The organism is Helicobacter sp. TUL, assembly GCF_002287135.1.
GTDB lineage: Bacteria > Campylobacterota > Campylobacteria > Campylobacterales > Helicobacteraceae > Helicobacter_F.
The window spans coordinates 98,070-111,685 of sequence record NZ_NESU01000004.1; the positions used below are offsets into that span (position 1 = coordinate 98,070).

Genomic DNA, 13,616 nt, shown 5'->3' on the forward strand with positions numbered 1-13,616 from the left:
ACTAAGGAGTGTGAGATGAAATTTGATAAATCTCTATGGATGAAAGTGCATTTGTATTTGAGTCTTTTTTTTCTCCCTGTTGCACTGATTTATGTTTTGACTGGAGCATTGTATATTCTTGGTGTGCGTGAAGATGTCGACGCAAAGATTCAAGAATTTACCCTGCCCTCCATGCCCCAACAAGGCGAAGAACAAGCGACAATCCTCTCTGTGCTACATGCCAATAATCTCAAAATCCCAAATAACACAGACATTCGCGTGCAAAAAGGCAATATAACAATGGGATCTATTACTTATAGTGCAAGTATCACAACAAACAAGCAAGGAGAGGCGATTGTGCGCGTTACTGATAGGGGCTTGTATGGAATCTTGGTGCTTATGCACAAAGCAAAGGGCAAATTTTATTTTGACATTATCGCCGTTGGCTTTGCCATCTCTCTTATGATATTTTATTTCTCTGGTCTCATCATAACCTCATTTTGCAAGAAAAAACGCAAAGAGGCGTTGCTGACATTTACCCTTGGCTTATTGCTCACTGCCCTTGCAATATGGGCTAGTGTCTAGCCATAATATCGCGTATAGAATCTAGTGCATCGTGTAAATTGCTAGATTCTATACGATACGCATATACTTCCTTTTTATACACCTTATCATAATAGTGTTCTAGCAGAATCTGAGCAACCATATATTTATCATCACGCATAAAAGCCTCTTTAGCCTCAAGCCAAAAATTCTTTTGCATAAAAGGTGCAATTTTTTGCATAGCATTGACAAAAAACTCCTCGCTAATATGCTGATAGTAGCCTAAGATTCTTTGTATGCGAAGCTCTATAGGTGTATGAAGATAGATTTTTGGCGCACTTTGATAGGCATTATAGAGGGCTTTTGGCACGATGAGATTTCCCAATTTTTTACTCTCACCCTCCACAAGCACTTTTTTACCCTCCAACTCCCCCAATCGCGTAAAAAGCATATTTTCAAACATTGCCACACTTGGTTGTGCTCCATAAATCGCTCCAAAACTCGATCCACAATGCTTTGCTAAAGATTCTATATCCAGCGCATACTCATACAAAGCAAGAAGCTCACTCTTGCCACTGCCAGTAGGACCTACAAGGGTAAAAAATTGCATATTTGGCGTGCGCGCAAGATCTGTAAGCACAGCATTTCTATATGCCTTGTATCCTCCTTGCAATCGAATAGTGCGATACCCAATATTATGCAAAATTGTCTGTAATGAAAGGCTACGCATACCGCCTCTAGCGCAATAGATTCTAATAATATGCGCGGGGGTAAGCCCTAAATTTGAGAGAAACGTTGGGAGAAAACTTGCGATATTTTGGCAAATCAGTCCAGCTCCAAGAAGTTTTGCCTCAAATGGATTATGTTTATACAATGTGCCTACCCTTGCACGCTCCTCATCATCTAAAACCGCTAAATTAATGGCATTTGGGATATGAGAATGCGCAAACTCACTAGGACTACGCACATCAATAATGGTTGTTGCATAAGATGCAGCGCTAGAACTTTTAGTCTGTAAAAACTCTAGCGCGCTAAGGGTTTGCATACTTTGTGTGATATTTAAGAGTTATTTTGATTTGAGGCTTTTGGCATTTTCCTCACGCATTTTTTTACGTTTGAGCGCCTCTTCATAACGCTTTATTTCAAGAGGAGTTTTTGGCTCAAAAGGTGGAATCGTCTTTTTTTCACCCGTTTTTGTGTCAATAGCTACCATTGTAAAATAACAAGTGTTGCAGTGCGTTACAAAATGGTTTTTGATATCCTCACTTACAACCTTAATCCCTACTTCACAACTTGTCTTTCCTACATAATTCACGCTCGCAAGAAATGTGATGAGCGATCCAATAGGAATGGGGTGCTTAAACATCAGATTATCTACGCTTAGCGTTACTACGCCGTGCCCACAATAACGCGTCGCACATGCATACGCCACCTGATCAAGAAGCTTCATCAATTCACCACCATGCACCACACCGCTAAAATTCGCCATACTTGGACTTGCTAGAATACTCATTGTCAAACATCGCGTGTCAAAAACATCTTCCATACTTTCCACCTTTTTAATGTAATGTAGCCCTTATTATGCACCCAAGAAAGTTAATATATGGGTTTTTTGTAGCGCTTTTATGGTGCAATGATACGATTTATATCATTAAAGATTCCAAGTGCCATAATTCCCAAAAGCAATGCCAATCCCACAGCCACAATCCCATTTATGATACTAATATGCAATGGTCTACGCATAATGGCTTGATACAATGTCAAAAGGATATGGCCGCCATCAAGTGGTGGAATGGGCAAGAGATTAAAGATTCCAAGATTGATAGAAATAAGCGCACTCAAAGTAAGAAAAGCTATCATATCGCTCTGTGCGACTGCGGACATCGTATGTGTGATACCCACAATGCTACTGACATTTTGCACCCCAACAACACCACTAAGAAGCTTTTGCAAAGACTGCATAATAAACCTTGAAGCCTCTATAGTTTTTTCCCAAGCCTTTGTGATTGCTTGCAAGCCTGTGTAGCGAATGATTTGAGTTTGTTGTGTCGCAAGAATCCCTATGGCATTATGTTCTATAACCTCACCAAATATATTACGTGATTGCATAACATGTGGCGTAAGAATAATGTCCATATGCTCCAAATCACGCTGCACACTTAGAGTAATCTCGCCCTTAGAATCTTGCACCCTTTTTGATAACTCATCCCAAGTGCGAATTTCTACGCCATTGATAGCTAAGATTCTATCTCCGGCTATTATTCTAGCTTCTTGTGCGGGGGTAGAATCTAGCACTTCCCCTACGATAGGTGGCACACTTTCAAGCCCATGTAAACACACATACAAATACAACAAAAACCCTAACAAGATATTAAAAAACGAACCTGCAAGAAGTATGGCAATGCGTTGTATGGGCGATTTGGCAAGATATGAATCTGCTGGTGCCAAAGTGCTATGCCTCATTGCTTGTAAATCCTCTGTAGAGTGTGAATGGATTATGCCTTTGTTTGTAGATTCTTTTTTAGGTTGTGTAGCTTGTGTAAATGCCTCTTGTTGTCCCTTTAGCTGGACATATCCACCCAATGGTATGGCAGAAATTGCATATTGTGTGCCTCTATATGTAAAGGTAAAGATTTTCTTACCAAATCCTATGCTAAAAACCTCGACCTTTACGCCACACAAACGCGCTACCAAAAAATGCCCAAGCTCATGAAACAAAATAAAAAATGCAAGAATAATGCAAGAGAGGATAAATCCCACGCGCTACGCCTTTAGAGTTTTATAATAACTTATTGTGTATTCTAATCCTGAATACAGCGTAAGAAATGTCGCAAACCAAAGCAATGCCTCCCCTCCGGGGAAAAAATCCGCCAACAAAAAGGCGATTGCAGCAATTTGTGCGCCTGTCTTGTATTTGCCAGCATTAGATGCTGCCACACTTTTACCGCTACCTGCCGCAACTACGCGCAATCCCGTGATAAAAAATTCTCTACTTAAGATTAAAAAAATAAGCCAAGGTGAGGCACGATGCAACACCAAAAGCGCAATAAACGCAGACAAAATAAGCATTTTATCAGCCAATGGATCAAAAACTTCGCCAAATAATGACTTGAGGTGATATTCCCTTGCAATATACCCATCAAAAAAATCAGTCAAAGACGCGATACAAAACGTTAGTGCAGCAAAGTAATTAATCCACGATGTATCCATATACGCAGGAAAAATCTTATCACTCTCAAGCACGATAAAAAGGAGCAATATGGCAAGCAAAATCCGAGAAATACTTAAAATATTGGGTATATGGCGCAAAGAAAATCCTTATGTTTTTGCCCCGCATTATAACAAAATAAGTGTATTTTCATGCATCATTTTTCACGCATTTAAGTCAAAATTTAACATTTGCATTATAGAATTTCGCTTTTATTTTTGCAACGCGGAAGTGGCGAAACTGGCAGACGCACCAGACTTAGGATCTGGCGCCGCAAGGCATGGAGGTTCAAGTCCTCTCTTCCGCACCACTACTTAAGTATTAAAAAATCAATTTTTCTCCCTGCTTGTTTTTTGCATTAGACACATTCTTTCTTGTATATCAATAATTTTTGGTTTCTCTATCACAATCTTCCCTGTCTAAAGAGCAAAAAAGAAAAACCATTAGAATTTATACGCTTACATTAAGATTCTAACGCTAGAATTACGCACTTTTTTTAAAAAAGGATGTTATCATGTTTAAATCACTCTATTTTCGTATGCGCATTATTCACATTCTAGGCATTATTATACTCGCAACCAATGCCTTGCTCTTTACTGAGAATCTCATAGGGCAAATTGTGCAATTTGTCATCGTAGTCGCACTTATCATACACGATATTGATGAAAAGACTTGGGGTGTGAATATGACAAAAATCATTGCTAAGGAATTAAAATCTATCACACTAGCTTCAAAAATCAAGGTTAATACTTCATATAGCACAGAAAATGGCAAGATTCTCGCACTTATCGATGACTTCAAGGCGCGCATACAAGCCGTAGTAGAAACTATACATGAAAAAGTCAAAAGTGGTCAAACAGATATCAACGGACTTGGCAATATCGCAGATTCTCTTAAAAGCCTCACGCAAGATATGAATACTATCGTAGAATCTACAAACACAAAAGCAGATTCTACAAGCACGCTTTTGCAAACCTTTAACGAAGAAATTTTGCAAACCAAATCCGAGCAAGAATCGATGTTTACTGCTATGCAAGAAATTAGGGCACTCCTTAAAGATGTATATAATCTGGTAGAAAATATCTTTAGCCAAAATGCCAATCTCATCTCGCACTTTGAATCTCTAGAAAACAATACCAATACAATTATCAATATCGTTGAAACCGTGCGCTCGATTGCTGATCAAACAAATCTTTTAGCACTTAATGCCGCTATTGAGGCTGCAAGAGCGGGAGAGCATGGAAGAGGCTTTGCCGTGGTAGCTGATGAAGTAAGAAAACTAGCAGAAAATACCCAACACAGCCTTGGTGAAATCGATAGTAATGTCAAAGCAATGACTCAAGATGTCAATGAAAGCAAGCAAGTCATCATAGAAAATAAAGAAAATGTAGAAAGTCTGCTTTCACGCACCAACGATGCAAACACCAAGATTGATACTTTTGAGAATATCTTTAATGAAAGCTTTGAAACTACCCAAAAGCTTATCGATCATAGCGATGTGATGAGCAAAGATCTCACAATCATCAATGAAGATATGAAAAAAATCCTAGATTTTGCCAAACATAATCTCACAACTTCTCAAAATGTGCATAGCATATCTTTATCTATCCAAAATAGCTTTGGGGAGCTCAAAAAAAGCGTAGAAAATCTCGCATAAACAAGCTTAAGTTTATGTGTGCTACAATTCCGCCTTTTAGAATCTAAATTCCTAAAGGAAATGTATGCGCGTAACGATTGTCGGTAGTGGCTATGTTGGACTTGTAGCTGGAGCGTGTTTTGCTCAAATGGGTAATGATGTCATCTGTCTTGATGTAGATTCTACAAAAATTGCAAATCTCCAAAAAGGTATTATTCCAATCTATGAACCAGGATTAGAATCCATGGTGCTAGAAAATCACAAAAAAGGCACTCTACGCTTTAGCACAGACAAAACAGAATCATTAAGCAATGCCGAAGTAATTTTTATTGCAGTAGGCACTCCTATGGGAGAAGATGGTAGCGCTGACCTACGCTATGTCTGTGCCGTGGCAGAAGACATAGGAGCACACCTTACAGATTATGCGGTAATCGTGGATAAATCCACCGTGCCTGTGGGCACTGCTAGAAAGGTGCGTCAAATCATTACACAAGAGCTACAAAAACGCGGAATGCAAGAAAATTTTGATGTAGTAAGCAACCCTGAATTCTTAAAAGAAGGCGTGGCAATAAAGGATTTTATGAGCCCTGATAGAGTTGTAGTAGGTGCGGATTCTCCTAAGGCTTTAGAGATTATGAAAGCTCTTTATGCACCATTTCTTGTAAAAAGTGATAGATTCATTGCCATGGGTATAGAATCTGCTGAAATGACAAAATATGCCGCAAATGCGATGCTTGCAACCAAAATTAGCTTTATCAATGAAATGAGTCAAATCTGTGAGCGAGTGGGTGCCAATATCAATGATGTGCGACTTGGCATAGGATCAGATTCACGCATTGGGTATAGCTTTATCTATCCAGGGTGCGGATATGGCGGAAGCTGTTTTCCCAAAGATGTCAAAGCCCTAGAAAAAGTTGCGCTAGATTTTGGCTACACACCACAAATATTACAAGCTATTGATTCGGTCAATACAGCACAAAAAATGCTTTTGGTAGAAAAGATATGTGCGCGTTTTGGCAAAGATTTATCGGCTAAAAAATTTGGTATATGGGGATTAGCCTTTAAGCCAGAAACCGATGATATGCGTGAAGCAAGTGCGTTGGTGCTTATACGAGAGCTTGTGAAGCGTGGTGCTCAGATACAGGCTTATGATCCAAAAGCCATAGAACAAGCGAAGTTTTATCTTAGCGACATACTAGAACATATTACATTTACGACAGGCAAATATGAGGCGCTTAAAGATTGTGATGCAATGGTGCTTGTCACAGAGTGGAGAGAGTTTAGAAGCCCAGATTTTGAAGAAATAGCAAAATTACTAAAAAGCCCTATTATCTTTGATGGACGCAATATCTACCACACGCTACATTTAGAATCTAAAGGCTTTGAGTATCACCAAATAGGAGTAAGAAATGCAAGCATTCAACCCTGATACAAAATTATTAGGAAACCGCCATAAAACAATTACGATCTATCAAATGTTAATGATATTCGCCTTATTTTCTAGTGTATGTACCAGAATCTACCAATACATATTTCATAAAGATTTATGGCTCGATGAAGCTTCCCTAACATTTTCTATTACACATACAACTTGGCAAGAAATATTTTTTGCTCCCCTACCTTTCACACAAAGTGTGCCTCTTGGATTCTTGCTTTGGACAAAATCCCTATATGAAATTTTTGGTGCAAATGAATATGTCTTATATTTTTTGCCATTTGTTTCTTCATTGGGCACATTATTTTTGGCTTTTAAAATTTCAAGAACACTTCATGATTCCTTTACACAAACATTTTTTATTTTACTTGTGTGTGGTTCTTTGGGACTCTTGCATTACAGCACAGAGTTTAAACAATATGGTATCGAGGCATTTTTAGGTTTTTTGCTCCTATATTTGTATATAAAATGTATTACTTTGTCAAGGTTTATATTCATAAGTCTCATAGCGATACTCTTTTCCCATACAAGTATGTTTGTCACATGTGCATGTGTGATTGGTTATATATGGCAAAATAAATCTAATTTAAAAACTTTTATCTATGTAAATTTTCCATATTTCTTAACACTTTTAATTTTCTTTGGGTTTTATTATATTTTTTATATACGATATCAAGCTGTTGGAGGATTTTACGAGTATTGGGCACGGTTTTTTCTACCACACAATCTCTTAGAGTATCCAACCTACATTAAAAATACCCTTTTAGACATCTACCTTGGGTTTACACCATTTGCTAGAGGTTTTGTAATACCCCTTTATATGTTTCTTTCTTGTGTAGGACTCTATGCCCTATACAAGATACGACAAGATCTTTTCGTAACTATTCTAAGTATGCTTGGTATCTATGTGGGACTTTCCCTAATGCGCGTATACCCATTTGGACATGATGGAATTATAGGTGGTAGGCTCTCACTTTATATGTCAAGTATGTTTTTTTTAATATGTGCCTTAGGGGGGGGGTATATCTATGCACGAATCAAACACATCAGAATATATAGAATTTTAAGCACACTATGTCTTATTATTATATTTTTACTCCCTATGCTCTATCGACACATACGAGTAATGAGTGCCAATACACATCACATACAGCAAACCCATGCTTTTATTAAACAAATTGCAACACAATTAAATCCGAAAGCTTGTGTGCTTGTATATAAGGCATCTGAACGAGCATTTAGCTATTATACACAACTTGACAATCTTGCAATCCCATATGCTGTATTTGATTCTGACCTCATATCTTTCCAACAACTTCTCCAAAATACTTCTAGCTGCGAAACCGTATGGATTCTTGCAAGTCATTTTCCAAAAGAACCTTGGGAGAATCAACTTAAGGATTTAGCACTCAATATCGATGAAAAAGCAACAATCTATACAGATACAGGATCCATACTTATAGTCCTATCACGCAAATAAGGGATCACAAACTAGTGATTTCTTATTTTTCGGGAGTACCATATCGATTCACACATAAATAACTCAACTCATATCCTTATATGGAAAAATATAAGTCTTATCTCGGAAGGAAATACAGAAGCGTTGGTTTTCTATTAAATTACAGGTCAGATATAATGGGAATTACAAAACTTTGAAGCAAATTACCTAATCCTTGGAAAGCTACCCAAGTTATGAGATTGCCAGAAAAATTAAAAAATAACTATCAAAGACACATGCATTAGAAACCAAATATAAGTTTCTAATGCACCAACATTAATTTATGCACAAAACTCACAATCTCATACACAAAAATTGCAAGCACCATAAGTGGAGCTAAAATCCTGATAGCAAAAAGCCAGAATGCAAACGTAACGGGACCAAAATAGTCCTTTGTCCATTCTCGCAAATGCTCTTTTTTGATCGCATAGCCCACAAATACACAAGCAGCAATTCCTCCAAATGTCATAATCACATTAGCACTAATCCAATCCACCCATTTAAACAGACTCTTGCCCATAATCTGTAGTTCCTTGTGACTTTCATTAAGAGAGAGTATCAACACACTTCCTACAATAAAAATAAGCACACTCAAGCTCCATGAAAGAAACACTCTGTTTTTACCTGTTTTATCCTCAAGCCACTTGATAGATGGCTCAAGAAGCGAGATTGTGCTAGAAAGACCCGCAAAACCCAAGCCTATCATAAACAATATACAAATTATAATCCCTGTCGTGCCCATTTTTTCAAACATTACAGGGAGTGTAATAAATACTAAGCCTGTTTCAGATCCTACATCGCTTGCACTACCATATTCAAACACAAAAGTAAAAATCGTAAGACCTGCAATGATAGAAATCACAATACCAGGGATAAGCACCCACAACGCAGCGTGAAAGAGGTTTTGATTTTTTTGTGTAAAGGCAGCATAGGTAATCACAATGCCAATACCAAGAGACAAGGAAAAAAATACCTGTCCCATAGAATCTACAAGCACACTTGGGGTAATCTTATTAAACAAAAAGCTAAAAAGTTGCTTACTAGATTCTATAAATCCCTGATCTTGTATGCTATTAAAATCAAAGCCTGAAGCAAACATAAAATTTACACTTTTCCCAAAGCTATCCATACTTATCGCATATATCAATAAGCCTATGAAAATGACAAACAATAAAGGCATAAGAATAAAGTTAAGCTTTTCTATACCACTTTTCACACCCTTTGCGACAAAATACGCTGTAAGCGCCATCACCACACCAAAACTTAGAATCTGTGCCCAAAAATTCTGTGTAAGCGCACCAAAAACTACTTTACTCTCTTCCATATTTGAGGGCAAATGAAAACTCACAGACGCCAAGTAATAACATACCCAACCTAAAACTACACCATAAAATGTAAGGATAAGAGGACCACCAATCACAGTAAGCCCAGCATAATGCCATCGCTTATGTTTAGTCTCATCAAGCTCATAAAATGCATCTTGTGCATTTTTGTGTGTGCGATTACCCATAAGCATTTCAGCCACTAGCATAGACACACCAATAGCCACAGAGATAAACACAAAAAGTATGATAAACACCGCACCACCATTTTGTCCAGCCATAGTAGGAAAGCGCCAAATATGCCCCAAACCAATAGAGCTACCAAGTGTCGCCATAATAAAACCGATTTTAGAAAATGTTGTCATGCTTCCCCTTGAAAGTTAGAGTGAGAAAATACGAAATGGCATTGTAACCAAGATTATATAATACGCTAAACCTTATGGGATAAAAGAGAGTGCTATTTGCGTGATATATTGTTTGTGCTTATCCTTGCTACTACAAACCTCAAAATAAGCCTATGGCTTATTGTGCGCCATACTGCTCTAATAATGCACGAATACTCTCGCAACTCTTTAGCGCATCAGAATCTTTATTATGCGTCAATGCATTGCATTTTTGTTTGATGCCTTCAAGAAGTGATGTATGTAGCGTGCATTTTCTGTCTCTAGGATCTAACTTGCCAACTTGCAATAAAATCTCAAGGCTTTGTGGGGAGAGATTCTCATAGCAAAAAGTATCTGCTATAAAGTTACTTCCCTGTTGTTCTTCTAATGTAGCTATATCCTCTCCCATAATATCTGGCATAGCTTGGATAATAGCCATAAGTCCGCTAGTATCTTCTGCTTGTATTATAGCGGATATTGCCATAGGTGTGTCATTTGTGAGCGTGGTATAATCACCATAAGCAGTGGTATTGGTAGATATAATCTTATTTTTGCACCACTCATAATCTTCGCTATTATTTATAAAAGTTTCACAAGATTCAGTAATAGCCTCTTGGCATCTCCTATCTTGCGGATTGGTGCATATCCCTGATACACTATTACTTTGTGCATCTTTAAGCCATTTTTGGTATATCTTAGAATCACTCAAAGTCGCATAATCCACTGCACCAAGCACACTACACAAACATATCAAAAAAGCAAATATTTTCATCATCATGTCCTTTTGTTTCGCCATTCTCTAAAATCACGCCTCTTACAGCCATTTACAGCCATGCACCATAATTAAAATATATCTTTGCTCCTAGAAAAATCACTTAAAGATTGTAGATATTATACATTATTTTGTCTCTAAAATTTTACATACATCTATATATCCAAACTAAATGCTGCATGAGTCCTACGATACATTACGAGATCAACCAAATTCGCTGCACAAAACAAAATTTATAAACAACCACTAATATTAAATACATAATACATTTAGAAATTCTCAAGATAAAAGAGATTCAGAATCTCCCCGCAATGAGTGGGGGTTGGGGAAACTTCCCCAAATATTAAAAGCCCATTATAAGTGCTATAGAATAGACACTTGAGGGATCAAGTTGGATACCATTTTGTTTTATGTCTCCATAAAAACCATATCCAAGTTTGATTGAAAGCCCTTCTGTATATGGAACTCTAACTCTTGCATACACTTCTGCTTTTTTATGAACTGTGCCTATTTCAGCACCAAGTCCTATAGCAAGTGCAGGGTTTTGTTTGTAAAGATAGAAATTTGAAGCTAATCCTATTTCTGCTTCAAGTGGGACATAAATTCCTCCAAATGATCCACCACTATTGCCACCAGGTGCAGAACTTGTCATTACACCTAAACCTATTCCTATTCCACCTCTTGCTACAAGATAGTCATTAATCATATACCAATATCCAGCTCGTATATCAAAGTTGAAATAAGAAGTGCTAAGTCCATTATCAAACGTAAAGCTTGTCAAACCAGGAATTGTCATAGTTGTGTAAATACCATTATCCCCAGTGGTAATTTCATGTCCTTTGTTAGGATCTGCTTGGGTATTGTGCTCTTTTTTCTCTAGTGCAACATTTTGTTTTGTGGTAGCTTCTTGTCCTGCCTCTTGTGCCAAGCATACCTGTCCTAATGTCAAGATTCCAAATAATGCCGCTAATGTAGTCTTTTTCATGTTTTTCTCCTTACAATGTAATTTATTATTGCCTACTCTCAAATTTTACTAGGCTTATCTTTTTTGTGTTATACGCCATATAGCCATAATTTCTATCATACTCCCCTACTTCATTGTCGCTCCTTTTTGAATCTAGTTAGTATGTATGATCCACACTATCCATACCAAAACACTGATTATATTTTATATGCCAACCACACGCTGCACTATAGGCATACTTCTGCAAATAAAGTCCTTTAAGCGCGAAAACACAAACTACCTGAACAACAAAATATTATTTGAAATAGAAAGAAAGTTTTAGTTATAATTGTATCGAGGTTGCTCCAAGAGGGTAGTGACCTCTTGAAGTAGCCTTAATCCAAAATAGGAGGTAAGGCTTATGGATAAGATTTCCAGAAAAATCTTAGTAGCCATTATACTAATATTTTTTGTATTAGTCAATGTGTGTTACTAAGATCACCAAACCACCAGCTCACAAGCGGTTGGTGGTATCTTATCCAACCCTCCCAGCTTGTTTGTATATATGCCATTAAAGAGGAAAAACTATACAGCAAGCTAAGCCACTACCTAGCTCATCAAACACCTTAGCATCAAATCACCACATCATTATCTAATGCTATCTAGTTTGCCAACCACTCTTAGCACTTCCAAGCATCACTTCAACTCTCTCTTTATAGGCAAGGTATTGGTCAGTCACGATTTATTTTGATATAATCTCAGTGTCTAAGAAATCCTTTTAAAGAAGCTTAAGGCTTTAGCGAAAGGAGGTAGATAATGCTAGATACGATAATAATATTTATCTTGTCAATGGCATTACTTATCCTAAGTATAAAACTTAGGTAAGCATAACTTTAAACTCTAGGATTAAATTATAAGAGTCCCACACTTAAAGTATCCTTAGACAATACAATCTGCTAAAGCATTGTGGGGCTTTAGCACCACTCCCCACCTTTTCTTTACTGGCACTATTCCACTTTTTCTTTATAATCTACTTGAGAACTTCCTATTTGAAACCACCTATATTTTCTGTTATAATCCACACAGAAATTAAAACTAAGGAGGACACTATGGCTAGCAATATAGCAAGTGCAGCAATGTGGGCAGCAGTATTCACACCCACTGCAGATGAAATCGCAAAAGAAATCGTAGCAGAAGAGGCTAGATTGAGAGAAATAGAGGAAAAGGCATATTGGGAAGCATATTGGAAGGCTTGGGATAGAGGCTGTAAAGAAAAAGTTATTGAGAGATTGAGAAATCATGAAGAGGGGCTTAGATTCCATAAAGCTATTTATCCAGATATGACCCAAGATGAGCAGGCTGACCTTATCGAAAGGGGAGAGTGGAAAATTGTAGCTCCTACAGGTGCAGAAGGCAATCTGTGTGCAATATGGGCTGATGAAACTAGAGAGGAAGCTCAGAATCCTCTATATTTAAAAAAGCTTAGAGAATATAAAAACAACATTATGTCACGAGGGGATAGGGTTATTGATTAATTAATCAAAACTTTTTACTCCCCCATTCATTCCTCCTCCCCCAAGCCCATTAGTATCTCCTAAGGCTGCTCCTTGTTCTTGCCTCATACCTTGTGTAGCCATTTGTTGGTTATACTTTCCTACACCCATACCATATCTACTATTAGAAGATATAAATCCTGTATTTGTGCCAAGCTTAGCAACACTTCCACCTGGAGCATAGAAAGCTACATTTTGGAAACTATTTTGCACAAAATTATTAGCAGTATTTATCACACCTACAGTTCTCATACCATTGACACCACCTGCTGCATAACCTGCTGCCGCACTTGCATCTCCCATATCAACTCTATAGCCACCATATACATTAAGGCTACTATCAA

At 37.5% G+C, this 13,616-nt stretch carries 13 protein-coding genes and 1 tRNA gene; 6 read left to right on the plus strand and 8 right to left on the minus strand.

The annotated features are described in order from the left end of the window. Positions 1–15 precede the first annotated feature (15 nt). Positions 16–564: a hypothetical protein gene (locus B9T66_RS03145; protein ID WP_095627543.1), complete on the plus strand. Its 549-nt coding sequence runs from the start codon at positions 16–18 to the stop codon at positions 562–564. Here B9T66_RS03145 and mnmH read toward each other — a convergent pair. The 4 genes from mnmH to pgsA all read right to left on the minus strand — a co-directional run bounded on the left by mnmH (position 554) and on the right by pgsA (position 3,831). After that, positions 554–1,567 carry a tRNA 2-selenouridine(34) synthase MnmH gene (gene mnmH / locus B9T66_RS03150; RefSeq protein WP_095627544.1) on the minus strand — a complete coding sequence of 338 codons (1,014 nt, stop codon included), beginning with the start codon at positions 1,565–1,567 and terminating at the stop codon, positions 554–556. The genes B9T66_RS03145 and mnmH overlap by 11 nt on opposite strands. 21 nt (positions 1,568–1,588) lie before the next feature. Next, on the minus strand, positions 1,589–2,068 hold the full coding sequence (locus tag B9T66_RS03155) for an acyl-CoA thioesterase (RefSeq protein WP_095627545.1): 480 nt from the start codon (positions 2,066–2,068) through the stop codon (positions 1,589–1,591). Between the two features lie 77 nt (positions 2,069–2,145). After that, on the minus strand, positions 2,146–3,282 hold the full coding sequence (rseP, locus tag B9T66_RS03160) for an RIP metalloprotease RseP (protein ID WP_095627546.1): 1,137 nt from the start codon (positions 3,280–3,282) through the stop codon (positions 2,146–2,148). 3 nt (positions 3,283–3,285) lie between these two features. After that, positions 3,286–3,831 (minus strand): CDP-diacylglycerol--glycerol-3-phosphate 3-phosphatidyltransferase, encoded by a 546-nt coding sequence (gene pgsA / locus B9T66_RS03165; RefSeq protein WP_095627547.1) that lies wholly within the window; start codon positions 3,829–3,831, stop codon positions 3,286–3,288. Positions 3,832–3,955: 124 nt separating this feature from the next. Here pgsA and B9T66_RS03170 point away from each other — a divergent pair. The 4 genes from B9T66_RS03170 (at position 3,956) to B9T66_RS08755 (ending at position 8,281) form a co-directional block, all read left to right on the plus strand. Next, positions 3,956–4,040: transfer RNA gene (locus B9T66_RS03170), tRNA-Leu, on the plus strand. A gap of 720 nt (positions 4,041–4,760) precedes the next feature. After that, positions 4,761–5,387 (plus strand): methyl-accepting chemotaxis protein, encoded by a 627-nt coding sequence (locus tag B9T66_RS09360; protein WP_374220122.1) that lies wholly within the window; start codon positions 4,761–4,763, stop codon positions 5,385–5,387. Between the two features lie 64 nt (positions 5,388–5,451). Then, positions 5,452–6,795, plus strand: coding sequence for a UDP-glucose dehydrogenase family protein (locus B9T66_RS03180; RefSeq protein ID WP_095627549.1), 1,344 nt, complete (start codon positions 5,452–5,454; stop codon positions 6,793–6,795). 928 nt (positions 6,796–7,723) lie between these two features. Further along, the gene (locus B9T66_RS08755) at positions 7,724–8,281 is read left to right on the plus strand and encodes a hypothetical protein (RefSeq protein WP_143429088.1); all 558 of its coding nucleotides are present in this window, start codon (positions 7,724–7,726) and stop codon (positions 8,279–8,281) included. A gap of 280 nt (positions 8,282–8,561) precedes the next feature. On the opposite strand, the gene B9T66_RS03190 is transcribed toward B9T66_RS08755, so the two are convergent. The 3 genes from B9T66_RS03190 to B9T66_RS03200 all read right to left on the minus strand — a co-directional run bounded on the left by B9T66_RS03190 (position 8,562) and on the right by B9T66_RS03200 (position 11,761). Beyond that, entirely contained in the window at positions 8,562–9,986 is a 1,425-nt protein-coding gene (locus tag B9T66_RS03190) for a sodium-dependent transporter (protein WP_095627551.1), read from the minus strand. A 157-nt stretch (positions 9,987–10,143) separates the two neighbouring features. Continuing rightward, the gene (locus B9T66_RS03195; protein WP_095627552.1) at positions 10,144–10,776 is read right to left on the minus strand and encodes a hypothetical protein; all 633 of its coding nucleotides are present in this window, start codon (positions 10,774–10,776) and stop codon (positions 10,144–10,146) included. Between the two features lie 343 nt (positions 10,777–11,119). Then, complete coding sequence (locus B9T66_RS03200; protein WP_095627553.1) at positions 11,120–11,761, minus strand: hypothetical protein; 642 nt, start codon at positions 11,759–11,761, stop codon at positions 11,120–11,122. Between the two features lie 1,067 nt (positions 11,762–12,828). Between B9T66_RS03200 and B9T66_RS03205 the strand changes: the two genes are divergently transcribed. Next, entirely contained in the window at positions 12,829–13,254 is a 426-nt protein-coding gene (locus B9T66_RS03205) for a hypothetical protein (RefSeq protein WP_095627554.1), read from the plus strand. Here the strand turns inward: B9T66_RS03205 and B9T66_RS08820 are convergent. After that, the coding region (locus B9T66_RS08820; RefSeq protein ID WP_180763322.1) for a hypothetical protein at positions 13,255–13,616 on the minus strand (362 nt) is incomplete at its 5' end.